We start from the raw sequence: 21,234 nt of genomic DNA on the forward strand, positions 1-21,234 counted from the left end.
TCAATATCTGAAAATGGGGCTAACCTTTTCTTCAACGAATGAAGTGATTGAATTTAATGTTGTTTGTGGCATTATGATTGGCCTCCAAGTCATGCTTGATACCTATGCTGGGCCGAGTGCCCAAATGATTGAACAATGCATAGTTACTTTATTAATGGGATATCATATGAAACTTTCAATTATCTTGAAGAGAATACTGTTTTCTATATCGCTCTTATTAGGAGTCGCAATCCTTGCAAGTTGTGGCGGTCCTAAAGAAGATCCTGCGATAGAGGCGGCGAAGGAGTTTATTGCCAAACAACAAGTCGATAAGTCCTATGTTAGCTGGAAGTTTAATCTTCCTATGCCACCTAAGCTCAGATTTAGTCAGGATAAAGACTACTTTTGGATTTTGCGTACCAGTCAGGGCAATATGAGAATTCGGTTTATGCCTGAAGTCGCGCCTATGCACGTATCCAGCACCATTTATTTATCGATGCTCGGATTTTATGATGACCTTCGATTCCATCGAGTAATTAGCGGCTTTATGGCTCAGGGAGGAGATCCGAACGGGGACGGAACTGGCGGCCCGGGATATAAATATAACGGTGAATTCCATGTCGATGCAAAGCATGATAAGGCGGGTATATTAAGCATGGCAAATGCCGGCCCCGGGACTGATGGCAGTCAGTTTTTTATCACTTTTAAACCGACTCCACACCTGAACGGCCGTCATACTGTATTTGGTGAGCTAGTGGAAGGTAAAGACACGCTCCAAAAAATTGAGCAGTTGGGAAGTCCTATGGGCCGAACAAAAGCACCGGTTAAAATTATCAGTGCTATTATTCAGGTGGAAGATAAAAAGAGCTAGAAGCGGGCTACTATTGCGGATTATCTACAATCAGCCTGCTTTTATAGTGGTAAGGCTGAGTAGAATGAAGAAGGGCGCCGTTGGCGCCCTTCTTTTTGCTTTACAAGGATAAACCCTCGTTTGAAATGTGCTATTTACTTTGAGTTTCTTTCATCATGGCATCTCGTGCAGTCTTGAACTCGGTACCTTCATACCAGTTTGGCCAATCACTACTGTTCGCCAGCAAGTAACCTATTTCAAAATACATTTGCAAATCTGCGATCATCCCCTGCCAACCCCAATCTTCGCTGTAGACATCACAAACCTGGTGATAGCAACTACTGATTTTCCTGGCAACTTTCTGAGCCAGTGCAGCCTGATCTTCATTTAACGGTTTGGTTCCTCCACCCGCGCTTAGTCCGGGAACGCCTTTTTTGGCAAGGCTAAAGTGGTCAGAACGATAGTAGTAGCCACGCTCAGGAGTAGTTTCCGGTGTTAGATCGCGGTTTTGTCGTTTAGCTGCTTTTGCCAAAACTTCCTCAAGTTCTGACTTGCCAAAACCAACAACCCTGACATCGCTTTTTAAACCGGTGATATTTAGGCTATCCATATTAACCAGACCGACGATCTTGTTAAGAGGAAAAACAGGATGGTTGGCAAAATAGCGTGAACCGAGACGTCCCTGTTCTTCCGCGGTAACGGCAATCAAGGTGATAGAGCGTCTGGGTTGCTCTTTCAATTTGGTAAAAGCTCGTGCGATTTCCAGTAGTCCGGCAGTACCTGAGGCATTATCGTGAGCGCCGTTATAGATTCGGGTTTCACCGTCAATCTCAACCGTTCCCAGATGATCCCAGTGGGCCATATAAATAATATGTTCATCAGGGTTTTCACTGCCTTTGAGTGTCGCTATAACATTGTTAGAACGGGTTTGCTCTACTCTATTTTTTAAAGTGATACTGGCAGTTTGCTTAAGCGGTATAGCTTTAAAGCCTTTCTTTTTGGCCATTGATTTAGCTTTTTCAAATGGAAGTCCGGCTTTGGCAAAGAGCGCTTCGGCTTTATCCAGACTGATCCACATTTCGACATCGATCGCGGGCTCATTCACCTCACTTGCAGGCAAGTGGTATTGCGCTCCGGACCATCCGGTTTCAATCACATTCCAGCCATAGCTGGCTGGTTTGGTTTCATGAACAATAATAGCTCCCGCGGCTCCCTGGCGAGCTGCTTCCTCATACTTGTATATCCAGCGACCATAGTAAGTCATGGTATTTCCGTTGAAGAGTTTGGGATCCTGAGTGGCATAACCGGGGTCATTGACCAGCACCACTACAGTTTTTCCTTTTACATCAACTCCCTCATAATCATTCCAGTCATATTCAGGCGCATTGATGCCATATCCCACGAATACCAGCTCAGAATCTTTAAGACCGATGGTTGTTTCGGGTTTTCTGGAGGTTGCAACATAATTTTTCAGGTAGTCAAACTGGATGTCCCCTATCTGCAGACCTTGGGACGGTTCGCTGGTAATTGACATTAGTGGTACCGGTTGAAGATAAGAACCACCGTTGCCGGGAGTTAGTCCGAGTTGTTTAAAGCCATTAACCAGCAGTTCAGTGGTCATTTTTCCGCCAGGGGTACCAGGTGCACGCCCGGCAAACTTGTCGGAAGACAGGGTCTTTATATTTTGTTTTAGTGTGTTTAAGTCAAACGAATCATAAGCTTTATCAAAGCTTCCATCATTAGAAGCGTTGACAGATGCACACAAGCTAATAAATGCGAGTGCGCCAGCCATTTTATTACGGATATTGATCAAATCTATGCTCCTTTCGGGCGACTGAACTGAGAATTTTCTGGATAAAAGCAAAGCCTTTGGCGACTTTGCTTTTATATTGAAGTAGTTATTTTGCCGCTGGTTTGGCAAATTTCAGGGTCATGCGGTCACTTTCACCAATTGCCGCGTACTTTGCTTTGTCTTTTTCACCAAGACTATATACTGGCGGCAGAGTCCACACTCCTTTTTCATAGTTTCGCTGATCCTTCGGGTTGGCATTAATATCTGATTTAGCAACTAATTTAAAACCAACACTTTCAGCAAGTTTGATAACGTCAGACTCTTTCAAATAACCAAACTTTCCACTAGTATCTTCGGGATATTTATGACCAGCTCTATGCTGTACCAGGCCGAGCACTCCACCAGGTTTAAGCGCTTTAAATATTGCTTTAAATACTGCTTCGGAATGACCTCTGGAGTGCCAGTTATGAGTATTTCTGAAGGTCAGAACCATATCAGCCGAAGCAGGCTTCGCAAAATCGAGGTGGTCAGGAGCCTGCATGATGGAAAGCTTTGTTTTTCCGTATATAGCCGGGTTGTCAGCAAGTTTTTTCGCATACTTTTTAGCGTTATTCGCAAAATATTCCATGTCCGATTTCGGATCATAACCTGCGGCAATGTATAGCCCATTTTCCTTGAGGTATGGAGCGAGGATTTCACTGTACCAACCGCCGCCAGGCGATATTTCTACAACAGTCATATCGTCTCTAATGCCAAAAAACTCCAGTGTTTCCTGAGGGTGGCGGTATTTATCTCTGGCTGCGTAACTTTCTGTTCTATGCTCTCCAGCAATGACTTGCTTGAGTTTCGTATCAGCAAACGCATTTGCATTCATGGTTGCAAAAGATATAGAAAGGAAGGCAGCAGTTTTAAGTGCCATGCTAAAGTGTCTTTTTATCATCATTTTGTTCGCTCTTTTGGCCTTGAAAAGCAACATTAAACCGTGATTTTTCAATGCTCGCAAGTCAAGTTCGCGAGGGAATCGTTTTAACCTGTTGACTTCTGCTTGTATCAGTCGGTTCTTGAAGTTGTGAATATTGGTGGTTACTGCTTCTTGCACCCTCTACTGGCCGGAGGTAGTATTTGCTCATGTGCAGGCGAGAATTACAAAAAAATGAGCGATCTAGACCAAACAGATAGAAAAATACTAAAAATATTACAGGGCAATGCTCGTATTACCAATAAAGAGCTGTCTTCCCAGTTAGGCTTGTCACCACCTCCGACGTTAGAGCGAGTCAAGAAGCTGGAAAATGCCGGATATATAAAAGGGTATGTAGCCTTGCTTGACCCTGAGAAAATTGACCTTGGGGCGGTAATGATGGTCTCGGTTACCTTGCATCAGCACTCGCAGGAGTCGATTGAAGAGTTCCACAATGCAGTCGCCAGCCTGGAAGAAGTTATGGAGTGCTATCATGTAACAGGCGAAGATGACTTTCTTTTAAAGGTTGTATGTAAAGATATTAAAGAGTATGAAACTTTTGTACGTACCAAGTTGGCCAAGCTAAACAGTCTGGGCAAAATAAAGTCATCAGTAGTTTTGTCTACTGTCAAAATGCAAAGAGAGTATCCAATTAACGGTGTATAACGGCAAGTTGTGTCTTTGATAATATTCTAGAGGCGAACTGATTGAATCGTCAAAATCTCTGGCGCTGATTTGTATCCAGGCAATTTAATAGGGAAGTAGGTGAAAGCATTTCGTTCAATTTTTCTGGTTGCGCTCGTATTTATATCTTTTTCAGCAACAGCCTTTGAAGTGGTATTTATTTCTTTTAAGTTTCCTGGTGAGAATCGAGAAGAGTTTCGAGTTCCTTCGTCTCGACTGGTTTTTGAGGAATATTATGGCAGTAATGAAGCTGTTTCTCTGGATATATCTGTTGATAGTTCGGGAAATATAGAGTTCGACCAAGAACTGCTGGAGAATATTAAATACGATAGTTTAAATGATTTGATAACTGAAGAACTCAGTCGACGTAAATTATTCAAACATACCAGGAAGAAAGGAATAGCCACTTTTAGTTATCGTTTTATCAAACAGAATAAAATTCAGAATGCATTTGATAAAGCTACTACGCTTTATAATCAGGAACAGTTCTCTGAAGCATTGGCGACTTTAAACAGTATTCCCGGGCAGGCCGAAAAAATTGCCGGCGTTCATGTGTTGAAGGCCAGAATCTATTCAAGTCAGAATGATTATCAGAGTGCCATCAGACATTTCTCAAAAGCAATCGAACTGTCTCCTGACAATGAACTTTTCTACTATTCTCGTGCTTATCGATATTACAAAATAGGTAACTTTGAGCAAGCGCTTGAAGACTTGGAGCGTTCAGTTTCAATCTATGATAATTATTGGGAGAATTACTTCCTGTACAACGCCATCTATCGGGAATTAGAGGATTATGATCGCGCTGTCGATTTTGCCAAGCGCGGGCTAAAATTTCGTGAAGATGATTATTTTCATAATCGACTTGGTTGGACCTACATCGAAGCACAAATGCCTATCGAGGCTGAAGCTGCTTTTTTAGCCGCTCTTGGTGTCGATAGCAGCAACTCAGATAGTCATAGTGGTCTGGCCAAAGCCTATTATGAGCAGGGAAAGTATAAACTTGCTATAGAAAGTCTGGAAAAGTCGAAGTCACTGGGTGATGACTCCAGTTATAACTATTTTTTGGGTGGTATGATTTATGATGAAGTTGGCGAGTTTGATAAAGCAATTACAGAATATCAGGTTGTACTCGAACGAGACCCTGATTATTCTTGGGCGAGAAATAATCTCGGATGGACTTATCTAAAAGATTCTCAGCTTGAAAAGGCCATTAGTTTATTTAAACAAGCGATAGAAAGTGGCAGAGAATCTTTACACCTATTTAATAATTTGGGGTTGGCCTACTATCTTATTGGCGATTATGAAAAGTCGATTGCAAGCTTGACTAGAGCTGTAGAGCTGGACGACGAAAATCCAGCAATTAGTCAGGCGTATATTGGAAGGAATTTAGTGGCCCTGGGGAGGTTGGAGCAAGCATTTGAATACTTGAAACTGGCGGTGGATTCTGAGCCGAATTATTATGATGCTTACTATATTTATCGTCATGAAAGAGGGAATTCACTAACGGTTATTTTGAACGAACTCTATGAGAAGGCAATTTTAGCAGAGCAAAAAATATTGGTTGAGAAAGTTGAAGATTTACTTGAAGTAGGAGAAAAAGCAGCGCAAGAAATGGCTTTAAAGGCTAAAGGTGGCTCGAACAATAATCAATTTAATAGCCTGGGTTTTGAATATTTTCACCAAGTTAAAAAACATCTACTGAATAATCCTGATTTTAATTTGTCAGTTTCTGACGGCTGGTTGATTGCGGTGAAAAAGTGGCAGGGAGCATATGCCGAAAGCCAAATCGTGAACAAGTCGACCAAAGAAGTCTGGATGTTGGCCGAAAAAGACAATGCATTTTTACATTCTGTAGCCCAAATTAAACAGCAAGTCCAAGGTGATGGAAACATCGAAGTGAAATATCTATGTCGTCAAACCATAACTGCATGTCAGCAGTTTATTAGTTCAATTAAAAAAGTTCATACCAGAGTTCTAAATCTGGCTCAGCCTGTTTCAGAAAATTAAGATACAAAAAAATAAATTTGCGGACCAATCGAGTAATGAATATTACTATTTTGGGCGATGGTGTTGGTGGACTGAGTAGTGTTATTGCTTTTTTTAGTGAGGTAAGCTTTGTATCAACTTTATTACTACCCGAATAATGCCAGTTTGGCACCTCATTTTTTGCTTCATCATATGGAACTGGAATATGAGCTTTTACTGGTGGATAAAAAATCCAACAGTCAGAAATCTGAGGAATATTTGAAGTTAAACCCTGCAGGGCGTATTCCCACGCTAGTTGTGAACAAAAAACCGATTTTTGAAAGTTCTGCAATTTGTATTCATCTCTGTGAATCGCATTCAGAATTTGGGCTTATTCCATTATTGGGGGACCCATTGCGACCACTGTTCTTTCAATGGTTGGCTTTTTTAAACAATACATTACAGGCCGAATTAATGGTCTACTATTACCCCCATCGACATATCAACGATGAGAAATGTATTGCCAAGGTAGTCGCTGCGCAAGAAGATAGAATTGCAGATGCTTTGGCGATTATCGATAGTCAGTTGGAAAAGAATTCATATCTACTCGGTGATAAATTATCAGCCTGTGATTATTTCCTTTTCATGCTGTCAGAGTGGTCGCTTCCTGTTAAGTCTTCGCCGTTAACTTTCAAAAATCTACAGCCTTATCTGCAGCGATTAAGCGAGCTGCCGTCAATTAAGGCCGTGTGTGCAATAGAAGCAATTGACCTGACGCCATTTCGTTAAACTCAGGCGCAGAGTTAAATAAGTTGATCGTGCAGCTTTTGTGCGATCTTCAGGCAGTCTTTACTATCCACCATCAAAAATGTGAGATCGTTTTCGACCAATTTAAGACGAGATTGCTCTGAAACTTCCTGCGGAACTTTATCCGGATGTCCTATCAGACTTATTAATCCGATACTTGAATCAACCGAGAGAGAGTTATTAAACTCTTCAACAACGTCTTGTAGCCTTTCTTTAAGACTTTGGTCATTCATTTTAGGTTGATCGCTGTTGGCGTAAATCCAGATAGAGTAAAGAGTATCTTGTTGCTGACTATTAAGCAGTGGGTCGTAACCGAGTGCATTTAGAATGGAAGATAGTCTGGAAACTGTTTGCTCTTTACTGTTGTTTTCCAGTTTTTTTTCTGAGTCATCTGATTTCGATAAAACTTTAATCAAGGTTGTTTCAGGCTCATAAACAATCGCGGTGAGCGCTTGCTCATTCAATAACTCATTTGAAATCAAGGTCCCTGGGTGGTCTGGCTCACTGGTACATTTTACCCTTAATGGAATGTTATTTTTTTGCGCCGGTGTTACCGCTCGCGGATGTAATACCTTAGCGCCAAGCCGGGCCATCTGATTGGCTTGTTCATAGCTCAGACTTTGAATTGCTTGCGTATTGTTGATTTCGCGAGGGTTACTGCTAAAAATGCCGGTAACGTCTGTCCATATCTGTACTTCTGCAGCATTTAAGATAGCGCCAAAATAAGAAGCGCTGGTATCTGAGCCTTCTCGGCCGAGAAGAACTGTATCACCACATTCATCGCTGGCAATGAAGCCCTGTGTAATCAGCGGACCATCTTGACCTAGGAGTTTTTGTCTAACTTGCTCATTCGCTGTGTAGTTGCATTGGGCTGAAGTATAGTGATGCCACTCATCTGAGTGATTGGTGGCTTTGAGTATTTCTCGTGCATCAAACCATAAAGGGTTCAGACCAGCTTTTGTAAGATAGGCTTCACCGATTAGTGTGGATAATAGTTCGCCACAGCTGACAATTGCTGCATGCCTTTTGGGCGAGATTTCCTGACTCGAATAAATTGCTTCGCACTCTATTTCAATACGCTCGAATACCGGAGTGAGCTTATCCAGAATAGCCAACGATAATTTGGCGGCAAATCCCAGGTGAAGCTCCTTTAAGTGGGTGATAGCATTAGGGTGTACACCGGCCAGAGCTTGATGAAGTAAGGCTTCGAGTAGGTTGGAAACATTTTTTAGCGCAGAAAGCACAAGAACCGGTTTATTTCCTTGTTCAAGATGGTATTGAGCCTGACTCGCGATTGTATCCCAGTGATTGACTTCCGCGACGCTACTGCCGCCAAACTTAAGGACGATAAAGTTAGTTTCCTCAGAGAAAATCGTTGTCAAATCAGTCATGCCGGTGTGGTTCTGGGTTGCGCTCTTAATTGGAGGAATTCTATCGTCTTTAATCAAAAGAAGCTATGATAGATGAAGTAAAGGGGGATCCGATTCATACTCAGGTCAGGACACATTTAAATCAGGCACATTTAAATCAGACATACTCAAATATAGTCATAGGTAAAAAATGAACCAAGAACTATTGCTGGATTATATTAATCAAAATGATGGTGTTACTCAGGAGTATCCGTTACTGCGCCATCTTGAAGAATCGCATCCTGAATTTTTTGCTCCCTTGGGAATTGAGCCCAGTCTGTTTAAGCGACACTTCTATCTGTTTCACCAACTTTATAAGCTTAACAACCGATTACTGGAAAAGCGTTTGCGACTGATTATTTCACCACTTGAAATTCGACTTTGTTCCATCGCCGAAGCAGGTCAATCAATTGCTGAAACCGACGCGCTGGCGGAATTTTATCTTGATAGAAAGAATCTTGAACTGTCGGCAAGTGAAGTTGCTGAAATGCAGAAGAAATTTTGGGAAAAGTATCTGGCAATTGATAAGAAAGCCGTAGCGATTCGAACCCTGGGTTTGACCAAATACGAAGAGCTTGATCGAAAACTCGTCAAGCGTCAATATTCGAAATTGGCACAAAGCTATCATCCTGATAAAGGGGGCGATGAGGCTGAGTTTCAAAAAATCAAAGAGGCTTATGAAACACTAATGATATTGTTCAAATAACAATTGATGCAGATAAATTTTTGAAATCAAATAACTTATTGAGGAAATGATTGAGGGTATCAACATTATGAGACAAAAGCTAAAAGCACTAAAATATTCCTCACAACGAGTTCAGGACTTTCTAAAAGCCAGAGGTAAAGCACTAAATGTCTGTCAGCTACCCAGTTCAACACGAACCGCAAAAGAAGCGGCCGAAACAATAGGTTGTTCGGTTGCGCAGATTGCCAAGTCACTGATATTCAGGGATAAACATAGTGAGCAGCATGTACTGGTCGTAGCTTCCGGCACGAATAGAGTTTGCAATAAAAAAATAGAAGCTGCGACGGGTATTCACTTGGACAAAGCCGATGCAGAGTACGTCAGAGATAGAACCGGATTTGCTATCGGTGGTGTACCACCAGTTGCTCACACAAGTGAGCCTGTTACCATACTGGATCCTGACCTAAAGAAGTTCGACACTATCTGGGCCGCGGCGGGAACGCCTAATTCAGTTTTCCAACTGACTGTAGATGATTTAGACGAACTCACCAACGGGCGTTGGATTGATCTGGCAGAATAGTAAGACCTGGTTCACTTCTCATCTGATTCGCAATTGATATCTAGCCATGAGCTGGTAGTATTTGTATTTCAATTGAACGCCATTTCTGGGCGATCAAAAAAGTAGTAAAAAAGTAGTATTCAATTAATAAGATCTTTCAGCGGTAAATAGTCATGGCACTTACCAAAAAAATATCCCAGATCCTGTTTCTTTCACACCTAAAACGTTTTGATGATGCCACATTGTTTTTAATGCGATTACTCATTGGTGTTTTCCTTATCTGGGGAGTAGCTGACCACCTGTTTAATTCGGGAAAAATGACAGAGTTTGAAGGCTTTTTACGCCAATTTGAGTTTTATCAGCCTTCATTTATCAGCAGGGTGTCGATCTGGCTCCAGTTTTTTGTTGGTCTATCATTTGTTCTTGGATTATTTACGCGGTGGGCAGGTGTTCTTTGTACATTAAACTTTATGATAGCACTAATAATGGTTAATGGTGCTCATGGTATCCGAGCTGTTTTTCCTGCAATCATACTTGTTTTGATTGGACTTTATCTGGCAACTAAAGGCGGGGGTAGATATAGTCTCGATAAAGTGATTTTTAATCAATGAAGATGAATTTATCGCGCTATCCAAAGTCATTAGAGGTAATGGTCCGGTATATCTTCTACAGATAGCGATTTAAAACTTGTTAATTATTACATCGGGATGATTTATTATTGTACTTAGTAGTATGAGCATTCATACTCACCTAAATTGTCGGTCGTTTTTCTCATCCCGACATAACCTAATATTGTGATAGAACCCAAATTGTGACAGAACCCAAGAATATCAGTGAGCAGGATCCTCCGGCGCTTTACAACAAGGTGCACCGCCTGGCACTGGAGATTATTGAATCCTCCGAAACTAATGACTTGCAATCTATGTGGCAAGCTTATAACAGGTTAAAGGAGCTGTGTGAGGAAAATCAATATACGAGTGTTGACCACCCGTTTCAATGGGAGGTACTGGCAGATTTTACCAACGATCCAAAGGCTGCAATTCGAATTTATCACAATGCACTTAAATTGGCGCTAAAAGCTGATTTCCGAGAGTATGTCGCTTCTATCCTGATTGCACTGGCCGAAAATTATCTTCATATAGGAGAGCGTGTGTTTGCCTGGAAAGAAGCTTTGGCAGCAGATCGGCTCGCTCGGGAAACTAACAACCTGAGACTAAGACAGGAAATCAGTGAATTTTTGCTTAATATGAGTGCCAGTTCGGACGGCAAATCGGATTAAATTTTAATTGATAACGACCTGGTCCGGTTAATTCTAGTCTCTGCAAATCCACTTATTTGAAAACCAAGGAGTCAAGAAACCCTCCGCCACGATGTACGCCTGTTTCCAGCTGCGTTGAAGGTTTGCTGCGTACAAGGTAGCCTCCAAAGTTATGCTGATTTCCGAGCATGAAGATCCCCAGTTCAGAAGTCACATTGGTAATATTATCCACGGTGTCTTCTTTTAATACATTGGCGAGCTTTCTTGGCTGAGTGTGAATTTTTTGCATCAAAAAGTAACTATTCAAATTGATTTTTTGCGCTTGAGGCTGTTCTAGTGAATCTAGCAGAGTACCGCCACCTTCTAGCTGCGATTTTAGTATCCAGTCTCCATTTTTAAGAAGAGATTGTACCTGTTCATTGCTTTCAATTTTTTTATGTTGAGTTGCCAGTGCTGTACGGGCGAATTCAGAGTCTAGCCTGTTGAGTCCAAACTGAGTTGAAAGCTGTTGGGCGTTCATTTCACTCAGATTAAGCTGAATCCATTTTGAGGATGCCATTTGGTGGGCGATACTCGGGCATACTGCTAAATGGTGTTGTTCTATCCAATTGCGGGCTTCGATGAGCACGCCGGATTGTTCATTGTCGATGTTATAGTCAGCCAGGTTGTAGCCCGTCCGAAAATAAATGAGGTCAATTCCAGTACCTTCTTTTAAGTAGAGTCTTCCATCTGACGATATACTTTTATTCGCAATTGACTTAAGCGTACGGTAATAAACGTTAGCACCAAGGGCCTTAAGGGCGTTGCTCAAATAAGCCTGATCGAAACGATTGTCTTCATTTGCTTCAACAACGAACACTATATTCGGATTAGCGTCCCTGGAATATTTTTTTGCTTCCTGAAAGAGCAATCTGCTCTGGGTGCAGATTGCATTATTTTTGATGATTTTTCTGGCTCCAATATGGCCGCTCGCAACCAAAAGGTCAGATAGTTTTTCACTAAATGGCCCCATACCAGCAGCAATAGTGTTCGACTCTACCAGTCGCCATTGATTGTTGTTGTCGAGCAGAAAATCAAAGCGACTCAGGTTTACTCCTGTGGCAACGGTTTCTGTCACATCGACTTTACTATGCATTTTTTTAAATGCAAAAAGCAAGCTGGATGTATCATTAAAATCAGACAGAGTCCGAGAAAGAAAAAGCGAATTTTGACTGATTTTCTCGAGTAGTCGACTTAACGCCTGTGCGGTGTTTTTCGCTCGTTCAAATGCTCTCTCAGAAAGTTCCCAGGGAGTCAGGCTTAATGCACAAGGCGTAAAGTGCTGGTTGTTCTTGGCCAATCCCAGACGATAATTGTACCTGAGTTTAGCCAGCGAATTAAATGCGCAGCAGTTTGTTAATCTTTGCATGCTTGTTACTGGCAAATTAGAGTTGCAGCATTGAGTTGTATCTAACATGGTGAGCTCTTTGCAATTATTTTTGGATCGATATGTTTGGATCGATATGCCTGGACTAATATACTCAGATTAAATTGACGGCAAAGCCGGTTACGCATGCCGTGGTTATCACAAGAACTGCAAACGCAACCACTAATGGCCAGTGGAACATGCGCTTCATCATTATCATTTCGGGAAGACTGGCACCTGCGCCGGCGATTGTCAGCGACATAACAGCGCCCATACTCATGCCTTTAGCAACAAGAGAACCTGCGATCGGGACAATGGTGGAGGCTCGGATGTATAAAAATATACCAATAAGCGCGGTGAGCGGAATTAGCCACCAGTCAGCACCGGAGGCCAGTTCGCCAAAAAATTCAGCTGGCACATAGCCATGGAGGATAGCACCGATGGTAACGCCGATAGCCATGTAAGGCGCAAAGGAAATAAACTGCTTGATGGCGGCGGTTAATAATTTTTTGCCTTTGACTGGTACTTCCTCTGTTTGAACAGAACAATTTGAGTCGTTGGCAGAATCACACGAATTTTTACTGACTTCCGTATTAACATTGCAACCCGAAGGCAAAATGTCCTGCCGGATAAAGCGATCAAACTTGAGCTTTTCAAGTATAAATCCACTGCCGATAGCCAATATCGTGACAAATGCAGCGTAAAGCAAAGTAATTTTTGCACCGAAAGTGACCCAGAAAAGTGTGATGATAAAAGGATTGAGTAAAGGGCTTGTAAAGAGAAACGCCATAATTGGTCCGAATGCCGCCCTGGCCTGAATCAGTCCGATTGTCATTGGCAAAGTTGAGCAACTACAAAATGGTGTTATCGCTCCCAAGCCCACGGCGACACTGTAGCCGCGGTTACCGCTCAATAATGTTTTAATCTTGTGAGCCGGTAGCTTGTGGTTAATCCAGGCGACAAAGAAACTAATTAAAATAAAGAGCACTGCGAGTTCGCTGAATACGAATAGAAAAAAATTGACTGCTTCGTTGAGTGATTGTGACATTTAGGGTCTCCCGATTGAGGGTCATCAGTATAAATAAAATCTATATTTCCAGAATTGTCGAAATATTATATTTCCAGTATTATCGAAATGTCAAATATCAAGTATTGATCACCGAAACTATCGAAACTATTTCCTGATTGGTTGGAGTTGTATGAAAGCGCTAAATTCACCTGAAGTAACTCAAGTTGAGTCCATTGCTGCGCGGATCGCTGAGTTGGGTCATCCCACCCGGCTTTTAATTTTTAAACATTTGGTTAAGGCCGGTGAAAGTGGCGCACCGGTTGGTGAGATTCAACAGGAACTTGGTATTCCGGCATCAACTTTGTCCCATCATATTGCCAAGCTGGTTAAAGTGGACCTAATCAAACAGGTAAGAGAGAGCAGAACGCTTTATTGTCTTCCTCGTTTTGACTCACTTTTAGCTGTAATTAATTTTCTACAGGAAGAGTGCTGTATTAATGAAAAGTGTGGTGGTAAAAGGTCTTAATATCCTTTGAGTACAAAGCAGTTAAAATAACCAGCTAAAATACCAAATCCTGATCATTTTTACTGATTTGCCTAGCGGAAAGAGCAGTAAACGACCAATTTTCGAAATTAACAATTAAGTCGTTATTAATCAAATAGATATTGGGTTTTTAGGGAATAAATATCGCCTGCAAAACTGACTTTTATCTGGCTTTCGAGTTATTTTTCTTGATATTTGTTGAAAATAGCGTATAAAGCACCTTCCAAAATTTGTTGGCTGCTTAAAAAATAACCTTTTTAAGCGGTCCGGCTGTGCGTTCAGAGGTCTTTTTAAGGTTTCCACCCTGAGCTGAGTTTAATCCTTGATTATGGGAGAATAAGAAGTGTTAGAGAGCTTCGACTATAATTCTGAGATTGATCCGACAGTCGCAACAGAAGCTCATTGGCCAGAGTATAACAATGTCAATGAGAACGATGAGCGAAACGATCATTTTGTCAGACGCGACGGTAAAACATTTGCCGGTACACATATCATTATCGACCTTTGGGGCGCGTCTAATTTGGACAACCTTCAAGTAATGGAGCAGGCTTTCCGTGATTCTGTAAAAGAATGCGGTGCGACCCTGTTACATATCCATATGCATCATTTTACCCCTAATGGCGGTATTTCCGGTGTAGCGGTACTTGCTGAATCTCATATTAGTGTTCATACGTGGCCTGAGGCCGACTATGCCGCTTTTGACGTATTCATGTGCGGCGACGCTGAACCTCATAAAGCAACCGAGATTTTACGCAAAGCCTTCTTGCCATCACGTGTTGATGTGCGTGAAATTCTTCGTGGCGAGAATATTAAGCTAAAATAATTGCACCTTTGATTAATTGGTCCGGGTATCTTATTGTTAGGCTATCAGCCTGACCAGGGATTTCCGGACTTTTGCTGTTTGCAATTCGAACCTGTCATCAGATTAAGAAAATTACGGACTAGAACTATGGCCAAACGATTTACCGAGACGCTTTATTCTACTTATGGGCAAAGCTATGTTATTGATGAGGTGTTATTTGAAAATCGCACCGAACATCAACATTTGATTATTTTCAAGAATGAACAGTTCGGTAACGTCATGGCACTTGATGGTGTGGTTCAGACAACAGAGAAAGATGAATTCATTTATCATGAAATGTTAACTCATGTGCCCATGTTTGCTCATGGGGATGCCAAGCGTGTACTGATCATCGGTGGTGGAGATGGTGGCATCTTGCGTGAAGTTTTGCGCCATCCTGGAGTTGAGCACGTTACTATGGTTGAAATTGATGCTGCGGTAGTGGATATGTGCAAACAATATTTTCCTGGGCACTCAGATGGCGCATTTGATGATCCGAGAGTCAACCTGGTAATTGCTGACGGTGTCGATTTTGTCGTGAATAATCAAGACAAGTTTGACGTTATCATTTCTGATTCTACGGATCCTGAAGGGCCCGGAGAAGTTTTGTTTACCTCTCGTTTTTATCAGGGTTGTAAGGATGCATTAAATCAAGGTGGTATTCTGGCAACACAAAATGGTGTCTGTTTTATGCAGCTCGATGAGGTGATTACTACCTTTAATCGTTTCAACGGTATTTTCACTGATCGTTGGTTCTATGCAGCACCAGTTCCTACCTACGTTGGTGGTATTATGACCCTTTCCTGGGGAACCGATAATCCTGAGTTAAGAAGAGCCCCTGTGGAAGTTATTCAACAGCGTTTTGATGCGGCAGGATTTAAAACTCGGTATTATAATCCGGCACTACACGTTGCAGCTTTTGCACTACCTCAATACGTCGTTGAAGCGCTCGAAAGTTAAAGCCTTTTTGACGTGGGCTACTTGCGAACTAAGTGGCCCTGCAAAGTTGGCTCAAACGTGTAGTTACTTTTCTTACTTGAAAAATATTTGCACTTATTTTGCTAAATTCGGAGAGCTGACTTGCTAAATCCATCTCGAGATTTTTCCTCCAACCCGTCAGATTTTAGTGACTGGTCGGTCGATAGCGCTCGCGCGCATTATAACCTGCCTTATTGGAGCGGTGGCTTTTTTGACCTGGATGAGGATGGTCAACTGGTTGTTCGTCCTGATCCGCTTAAAGGAGAGAAAACCTTTGCCTTATCAACAATTTGTCAGCAGTTAAAAGGCAAAGGATTATCAACGCCTACATTATTGCGTTTCGTTGATATACTGGCATGTCGAGTTACTGCCCTTTGCGAATCCTTTAATCAGTCGATCGAAGAGCTCGAGTACCAGGGGACTTATACCGTGTGTTACCCCATTAAGGTTAATCAGCAGCGTAGGGTGGTTGAAGGTCTGGTTAATGCCAATCGGTCTTTGGAACAGAAACAGGTAGGATTAGAAGCGGGTAGTAAGCCCGAACTTATGGCGGTCCTTGCGCTGTCCGAAAATACCAACTCGACCATTGTTTGTAATGGCTATAAAGATAAAGAGTATGTTCGTGCTGCGTTGATAGCAGAGCGGTTAGGGCATAAAGTTTATATCGTTGTTGAAAAGCTGTCTGAGCTGGAATTGGTTCTTGCAGAATCGAGCGCTATGGGTATTGAGGCGAGAATCGGTGTCCGCGCGCGTCTCGCTACCAAAGGTGAGAGTAAGTGGCAGGACTCTGGTGGTGATCATTCTAAATTTGGTCTCTCCGCCAGCCAGATGCTACGGGTGGTAGAAAGACTTAGTGCGGTGAAAAAGCTCAATATATTTCAGCTGCTTCACTTTCACCTGGGATCTCAAATTACTTCAATCGCTGATATTCAAAACGGGTTAAGAGAGTGTTCACGTTTCTATGCGGAACTGCGTAGCCTGGGAGTTCCTATTTCCATTTTGGATATTGGTGGAGGACTCGGGGTCGATTATGAAGGGACGCAGAGTCGCAGTCACTGCTCGGTAAATTATACTTTAGCTGAATACGCTTCTAATGTTGTTGGTGCTTTTAAACAGGTTTGTGAAGAAAATGATTTGCCGCATCCTTCGATCATTACTGAATCGGGACGAGCGCTAACTGCCCATCATGCAGTGCTGATTGCAAATGTTATCGGGGTAGAAAAAGCTAGAGAAATTCAGCTGGACGAATCCAGTGAAGCAGATCATCCTTTGATTAGTTCTTTATGGCAAATATTGAAGCGTATTGAGTCGACTCCTTATGAAACGACATCAGGCGATCTTTCTTCACCAATGGATGACTCACTCGGACGACAGTTGACAGCGGATTTTCATAGTGCAGAACACTACCTGAAACAGGCACAAGAGATGTTTAGTCACGGCGTTGTCGGATTAAGAGAAAGAGCTCTGGCTGAACGTTTGTACCGCAATATCCTGTTTGCAGTCAAATCCCGGTTACATGAAACCGAGCCAGGACATGCAGAAACTATAGCGCAACTAGAGAGCAAGCTAGCCAGTAAATTTTTTGTGAACTTTTCTGTTTTTCAGTCATTGCCTGATGCATGGGCTATTGATCAAATTTTTCCAATTATGCCGCTTGGAGGACTTGATAAAGCACCAAGTGAAGTTGCTTTGTTGCAAGATATTACTTGTGACAGTGACGGTATGATTAAGCAATATGTCAATCGTAAAGGAATTACCCCAACCATCGATTTACCGGAATATATTGAAGGCGAAGACTACTTGCTAGGCCTTTTTCTGGTTGGCGCATACCAGGAAATTCTGGGCGATATGCATAACCTTTTTGGAGACACTCATACTGTCGATCTCAAACTTGATGAGGAAGGAGAGCTTCGTATCATTGCCACAGAATCGGGTGATAGTGTTGAAGAGTTGCTTGACTATGTTGACTTTGGTGCGAAATCGTTACTGGAGTCTTATAAGCGTCAGTTAAAAGAAAGTGATATAGAACAGTCGATACAACGTCAGTACCTTGCTGAACTTCGACAAGGGATCTATGGTTATTGTTATCTGGAAGAGTAGTTAAAGAGCTTTGCTATCATGACTGAATCTACTAAAAAAACACGCTGGCCTGCAGAATGGGAAGTTCACGCTGCAACCTGGATGGCTTTTCCTTGTCGAGAGGAGATCTGGTCAAACGGGGTGGATGTTGCTCAAATAAAGTTTGCAGAAGTAGCTAACACTATCAGTGAGTTTGAACCGGTAAAAATGCTAGTGAGCACTAAACATCAGGCATTTGCTCGGCGAAAATTATCTTCTGCAATTGAAATAATCCCGACTGAACTGGATGACAGTTGGACACGAGATACTGCTCCAATCTGGGTAAAGGAAAGTGGGCTATATAAAGCATTAGATTTTACATTTAATGCCTGGGGCAACAAGTTTTCGCCTTACAGCAACGATGCATTAATTGCGAAAAACGTGGCCCGGCTTTGCAATTCTGAGCGTGAAAAAGTTGAAATGGTATTGGAGGGAGGTTCGATACATTCTAACGGCAAAGGACGTTTGCTAACGACAAAGGAATGTCTGCTCAACCCCAACAGAAATCCACAGATGTCTCAACAGGCAATAGAAAAGCAGCTAGCCGATTCTTTGGGGGTGGAAGAGGTTATCTGGTTGGAAAAAGGTATTACCGGTGATTGGGATACTGATGGACATATTGATAATATTGCCTGTTTCGTTAGTGATAAAACTATTCTGACGCAAAAGTGTTCTCGAGAAAGTGAAAACTATTCTATCTACCAGGATAATCAGAGAATTATTTTAGATCATGGCTGTGAGCTGGTTGAAATTACTGAACCGCAAGCCCGCTATATTGATGGTGAAAGAGTTCCCCTGAGTTATATTAACTTCTACATTGCGAATGATTTGGTTTTGATTCCTCGTTTTGGTGTGAAACAGGATGACGAAGCATATAATGTAATTGCTGAACTTTTTCCTGAAAGGAAAACCATTAGCATTGATGCTAATGATATTCTTGTTGGTGGTGGCGGAATTCATTGCATTACTATGCAACAACCGGGATAACTTTTTTTAAGTTTAAATTTTTTTGATGCGTAATTTGAAAAATATATTTGGAATAGAGTGATAGCTCATGCGAAACGTTACTTTAGCTGCAACTCAGTTTGCAGTAACCGAAAACATTGAAGAAAATATCGACCTGGCGAGTTCTCTGGTTAAGCGAGCCGCAGAACAGGGAGCACAGGTTATTCTGTTGCAAGAGCTCTTTGCCGGTTTTTACTGGTGCAAAGACCAGGATCCCAGATACTTTTCCTGGGCCGAGCCTTTTTCATCGTCAAAAATTTTGCAACATTTTTGTGGTCTGGCCAAGTCTCTCGATGTTGTTCTACCTGTTAGCTATTTTGAGAAAGCTGAAAATACTTTCTTTAACTCTCTCGCCATGATCGATGCTGACGGTACTCTCTTGGAGAATTACCGCAAATCACATATTCCTGATGGACCGGGTTACCAGGAGAAGTTTTATTTTTCTCCAGGAGATACTGGTTTCAAAGTCTGGCAAACCCGTTATGGTCGTTTCGGTGCCGCTATATGTTGGGATCAATGGTTTCCTGAAGCTGCTAGAATAATGGCATTAAATGGAGCAGAAGCCATTTTTTATCCTACCGCAATTGGTAGTGAGCCACAGGATCCTGATTGGGATTCCAGCGGGCATTGGCAAAGAGTGATGCAAGGACATAGTGGTGCCAATATGCTACCTGTTGTAGCCTCAAACCGCATTGGAGTGGAGAAAGGTGATAGCTGTGAGATAACCTTCTATGGTAGCTCTTTTATTACCAATGAAATGGGCGCTAAGGTCGTGGAAGCTGATCGCGAAAACGAGAGCGTTATCTGCCATACTTTTGATCTGGATAGTCTGGCAGAACGACGAGCTTCCTGGGGACTCTTTCGCGATAGACGACCTGAGCTATACCAGCGTCTAAACTCTCTTTAATTATTGGTTATTAGAGAACATGTTTCCGGGTATCTGACTTTTCAGGTACCTGATTTTCGAAGCTTGTATTTGAACTATCTCTAGAGAAAACGGCTGCTCAGTTGTTTTTTACTTTCTGTCGCTAAAAATAACGATAAAGTTTTTGTGAATTCCGTCGCACTTCTGTAGAATCTCGTGCCGAGATTGTGGTGGATGTCCAGATTTTGTACGCAGATTTTGTATCGTTCGGAAATCTTCACCTGCCTGAATATTGTAGTAGTAAGGTTGAAGGAACAACCTGTTTGCCCAAAACTAAGGGGAATAGGTTTGCCCGGTCACTCTATCCAGTTTGAACATACGCTTGAAGAAGAACTACTTTCGGTAATACGTGAGCAGGAGAGATTATCCATGCAGGATAACAACTGCCAGCTGTCCTCACGGTATTATTTTCAACTAGCCGATTTTTATCACTGTGCGAAAGACTATGACAAAGAAGCGGCTATTTTGTCTCGCTATGCAAGGTTAGATTCCATTGCGGGGGATGAGTTAATCCAGGTTTATGATCGAATTGAGCGCGCATTAAAGCTCTATGATATCAAGGTATCCGGTAGGTTGGAGTCATCTCACCTGACACTGGTTAGTGAAGACGAGCCTGTAGGAAAATTTACTATCGGCTCAGGTAGTAAAACACATTTTCGAGTAAACCCCTCTTTGACCCCCTTCTCACAAAAAAATCACAGGGTTTTGACGGTATGCTCAGCTTATACCGGAAGAAGTGACGACGACGAAATAGCGCAAATTGCTTTGGTCCTGTTTGAGTTTAATTCGGAGAGTTCTGAAGCTAGTAGGGTACTCGATACCTATGTGGCTAACCGTACGACAAGAAAGTCGATCCCCACCAAGACAGCAATGCAGTTTGCTCTGGTTGATAAGTCCACGAAGCGAAGTGTGCTGGATTCAGCAAAAATATTGTCTTTGTTTGAGTTGGCTGATTTTGTTGTTAGTCACAATGATGCTGAAATTGAAAGAAAACTTATTAGTTTGCATTTTCCTCAGGTGGCCGACAAACCCTGGTATTCCAGCCAGAAAGATATTCCGTGGGGTGCTCTGGGTTATGAAAACAAAAGCCTTTCTACACTCGCCAGAGCTCATGGTGAAAAGGCTGCCAGAACTTGCCTCGAGAGGGCGAGTGCAATTTGTAAGTTGGTTCAGAAATTTGAGCCTTCAGCGGAACGAACCTATCTGGAACGTCTCTATCATATGACTCCAATGCGTCCGATGGTGTGGACGCCAGAATTGTTGAAGCGAAGTAAAAATCTGACAACAAATTCTAGTTTTACTATTGCCCGGATACTCGCCTTACTCATAGGGGGTAGCGCTATTGTGACTTGTGGTTGCTATTTCATCACCTGGCCGATATAAATATTTCAGTCAATAGCCTTCAATACTCGCTTACTGATACAATTTATCATACCAGATGAATAATGCGTTCCAGGTTTAAC

Annotated in this window: 20 protein-coding genes; 15 read left to right on the forward strand and 5 right to left on the reverse strand. The window is 42.2% G+C overall.

Annotated elements, in window-relative coordinates; all coding sequences use genetic code 11:
* Positions 1-13 precede the first annotated feature (13 nt).
* The gene (locus tag IYN84_RS21590) at positions 14-850 is read left to right on the forward strand and encodes a peptidylprolyl isomerase (protein ID WP_305852101.1); all 837 of its coding nucleotides are present in this window, start codon (positions 14-16) and stop codon (positions 848-850) included.
* Between the two features lie 130 nt (positions 851-980).
* Here IYN84_RS21590 and IYN84_RS16375 read toward each other — a convergent pair whose 3' ends face one another.
* The gene (locus tag IYN84_RS16375) at positions 981-2,642 is read right to left on the reverse strand and encodes a M28 family metallopeptidase (RefSeq protein ID WP_210330617.1); all 1,662 of its coding nucleotides are present in this window, start codon (positions 2,640-2,642) and stop codon (positions 981-983) included.
* Positions 2,643-2,727: 85 nt separating this feature from the next.
* Positions 2,728-3,720: a methyltransferase domain-containing protein gene (locus IYN84_RS21750; RefSeq protein ID WP_210330619.1), complete on the reverse strand. Its 993-nt coding sequence runs from the start codon at positions 3,718-3,720 to the stop codon at positions 2,728-2,730.
* Between the two features lie 54 nt (positions 3,721-3,774).
* Here IYN84_RS21750 and IYN84_RS16385 point away from each other — a divergent pair, with 54 nt between their 5' ends.
* The 3 genes from IYN84_RS16385 (at position 3,775) to IYN84_RS16395 (ending at position 7,017) form a co-directional block, all read left to right on the forward strand.
* Entirely contained in the window at positions 3,775-4,245 is a 471-nt protein-coding gene (locus IYN84_RS16385; RefSeq protein WP_196140328.1) for an Lrp/AsnC family transcriptional regulator, read from the forward strand.
* Between the two features lie 99 nt (positions 4,246-4,344).
* On the forward strand, positions 4,345-6,270 hold the full coding sequence (locus IYN84_RS16390) for a tetratricopeptide repeat protein (protein ID WP_196140329.1): 1,926 nt from the start codon (positions 4,345-4,347) through the stop codon (positions 6,268-6,270).
* 108 nt (positions 6,271-6,378) lie between these two features.
* Positions 6,379-7,017 carry a glutathione S-transferase family protein gene (locus IYN84_RS16395; protein WP_196140330.1) on the forward strand — a complete coding sequence of 213 codons (639 nt, stop codon included), beginning with the start codon at positions 6,379-6,381 and terminating at the stop codon, positions 7,015-7,017.
* Positions 7,018-7,031: 14 nt separating this feature from the next.
* Here IYN84_RS16395 and IYN84_RS16400 read toward each other — a convergent pair whose 3' ends face one another.
* Positions 7,032-8,426 carry an aspartate kinase gene (locus IYN84_RS16400; protein ID WP_196140331.1) on the reverse strand — a complete coding sequence of 465 codons (1,395 nt, stop codon included), beginning with the start codon at positions 8,424-8,426 and terminating at the stop codon, positions 7,032-7,034.
* A gap of 169 nt (positions 8,427-8,595) precedes the next feature.
* On the opposite strand from IYN84_RS16400, the gene IYN84_RS16405 reads away from it, so the two are divergent.
* From IYN84_RS16405 to IYN84_RS16420, 4 genes are all read left to right on the forward strand, one after another.
* Positions 8,596-9,150 carry a DNA-J related domain-containing protein gene (locus IYN84_RS16405; protein ID WP_196140332.1) on the forward strand — a complete coding sequence of 185 codons (555 nt, stop codon included), beginning with the start codon at positions 8,596-8,598 and terminating at the stop codon, positions 9,148-9,150.
* 67 nt (positions 9,151-9,217) lie between these two features.
* A complete protein-coding gene (locus IYN84_RS16410) occupies positions 9,218-9,709 on the forward strand; it encodes a YbaK/EbsC family protein (protein ID WP_196140333.1) in 492 nt (163 codons plus the stop codon).
* Between the two features lie 152 nt (positions 9,710-9,861).
* On the forward strand, positions 9,862-10,299 hold the full coding sequence (locus IYN84_RS16415) for a DoxX family protein (protein ID WP_196140334.1): 438 nt from the start codon (positions 9,862-9,864) through the stop codon (positions 10,297-10,299).
* A 200-nt stretch (positions 10,300-10,499) separates the two neighbouring features.
* Positions 10,500-10,967: a hypothetical protein gene (locus tag IYN84_RS16420; RefSeq protein WP_196140335.1), complete on the forward strand. Its 468-nt coding sequence runs from the start codon at positions 10,500-10,502 to the stop codon at positions 10,965-10,967.
* 52 nt (positions 10,968-11,019) lie between these two features.
* Here the strand turns inward: IYN84_RS16420 and IYN84_RS16425 are convergent, their stop codons facing one another.
* Positions 11,020-12,354: a hypothetical protein gene (locus IYN84_RS16425; RefSeq protein WP_196140336.1), complete on the reverse strand. Its 1,335-nt coding sequence runs from the start codon at positions 12,352-12,354 to the stop codon at positions 11,020-11,022.
* A 112-nt stretch (positions 12,355-12,466) separates the two neighbouring features.
* Positions 12,467-13,399 carry a permease gene (locus IYN84_RS16430; RefSeq protein WP_196140337.1) on the reverse strand — a complete coding sequence of 311 codons (933 nt, stop codon included), beginning with the start codon at positions 13,397-13,399 and terminating at the stop codon, positions 12,467-12,469.
* A gap of 151 nt (positions 13,400-13,550) precedes the next feature.
* On the opposite strand from IYN84_RS16430, the gene IYN84_RS16435 reads away from it, so the two are divergent.
* The 7 genes from IYN84_RS16435 to IYN84_RS16465 all read left to right on the forward strand — a co-directional run bounded on the left by IYN84_RS16435 (position 13,551) and on the right by IYN84_RS16465 (position 21,154).
* Positions 13,551-13,886, forward strand: a complete 336-nt coding sequence (locus IYN84_RS16435; RefSeq protein ID WP_196140338.1) for a helix-turn-helix transcriptional regulator — start codon at positions 13,551-13,553, stop codon at positions 13,884-13,886.
* 361 nt (positions 13,887-14,247) lie between these two features.
* Positions 14,248-14,727, forward strand: a complete 480-nt coding sequence (speD, locus tag IYN84_RS21335; RefSeq protein ID WP_196140339.1) for an adenosylmethionine decarboxylase — start codon at positions 14,248-14,250, stop codon at positions 14,725-14,727.
* Between the two features lie 126 nt (positions 14,728-14,853).
* Positions 14,854-15,705, forward strand: a complete 852-nt coding sequence (speE, locus tag IYN84_RS16445; RefSeq protein WP_196140340.1) for a polyamine aminopropyltransferase — start codon at positions 14,854-14,856, stop codon at positions 15,703-15,705.
* A 120-nt stretch (positions 15,706-15,825) separates the two neighbouring features.
* On the forward strand, positions 15,826-17,823 hold the full coding sequence (gene speA / locus IYN84_RS16450) for a biosynthetic arginine decarboxylase (RefSeq protein WP_196140341.1): 1,998 nt from the start codon (positions 15,826-15,828) through the stop codon (positions 17,821-17,823).
* Between the two features lie 18 nt (positions 17,824-17,841).
* Positions 17,842-18,828, forward strand: a complete 987-nt coding sequence (locus IYN84_RS16455; protein ID WP_196140342.1) for an agmatine deiminase family protein — start codon at positions 17,842-17,844, stop codon at positions 18,826-18,828.
* A gap of 67 nt (positions 18,829-18,895) precedes the next feature.
* Positions 18,896-19,753 (forward strand): N-carbamoylputrescine amidase, encoded by an 858-nt coding sequence (gene aguB, locus IYN84_RS16460; RefSeq protein ID WP_196140343.1) that lies wholly within the window; start codon positions 18,896-18,898, stop codon positions 19,751-19,753.
* A 192-nt stretch (positions 19,754-19,945) separates the two neighbouring features.
* Positions 19,946-21,154, forward strand: a complete 1,209-nt coding sequence (locus IYN84_RS16465; protein WP_196140344.1) for a hypothetical protein — start codon at positions 19,946-19,948, stop codon at positions 21,152-21,154.
* Positions 21,155-21,234 lie beyond the last annotated feature (80 nt).

This window comes from Aliikangiella sp. G2MR2-5, from assembly GCF_015687155.1.
GTDB lineage: Bacteria > Pseudomonadota > Gammaproteobacteria > Enterobacterales > Kangiellaceae > Aliikangiella.

Bases quoted from the DNA above. Each gene is read 5' to 3' on its own strand.
- IYN84_RS21590 (WP_305852101.1), top strand. From the start codon at position 14: ATGGGGCTAACCTTTTCTTCAACGAATGAAGTGATTGAATTTAATGTT.
- IYN84_RS16385 (WP_196140328.1), top strand. From the start codon at position 3,775: ATGAGCGATCTAGACCAAACAGATAGAAAAATACTAAAAATATTACAG.
- IYN84_RS16400 (WP_196140331.1), bottom strand. From the start codon at position 8,426: ATGACTGATTTGACAACGATTTTCTCTGAGGAAACTAACTTTATCGTC.
- IYN84_RS16405 (WP_196140332.1), top strand. From the start codon at position 8,596: ATGAACCAAGAACTATTGCTGGATTATATTAATCAAAATGATGGTGTT.
- IYN84_RS16410 (WP_196140333.1), top strand. From the start codon at position 9,218: ATGAGACAAAAGCTAAAAGCACTAAAATATTCCTCACAACGAGTTCAG.
- IYN84_RS16415 (WP_196140334.1), top strand. From the start codon at position 9,862: ATGGCACTTACCAAAAAAATATCCCAGATCCTGTTTCTTTCACACCTA.
- IYN84_RS16425 (WP_196140336.1), bottom strand. From the start codon at position 12,354: ATGCAAAGATTAACAAACTGCTGCGCATTTAATTCGCTGGCTAAACTC.
- IYN84_RS16430 (WP_196140337.1), bottom strand. From the start codon at position 13,399: ATGTCACAATCACTCAACGAAGCAGTCAATTTTTTTCTATTCGTATTC.
- IYN84_RS16435 (WP_196140338.1), top strand. From the start codon at position 13,551: ATGAAAGCGCTAAATTCACCTGAAGTAACTCAAGTTGAGTCCATTGCT.
- speE (WP_196140340.1), top strand. From the start codon at position 14,854: ATGGCCAAACGATTTACCGAGACGCTTTATTCTACTTATGGGCAAAGC.
- IYN84_RS16455 (WP_196140342.1), top strand. From the start codon at position 17,842: ATGACTGAATCTACTAAAAAAACACGCTGGCCTGCAGAATGGGAAGTT.
- aguB (WP_196140343.1), top strand. From the start codon at position 18,896: ATGCGAAACGTTACTTTAGCTGCAACTCAGTTTGCAGTAACCGAAAAC.
- IYN84_RS16465 (WP_196140344.1), top strand. From the start codon at position 19,946: ATGTCCAGATTTTGTACGCAGATTTTGTATCGTTCGGAAATCTTCACC.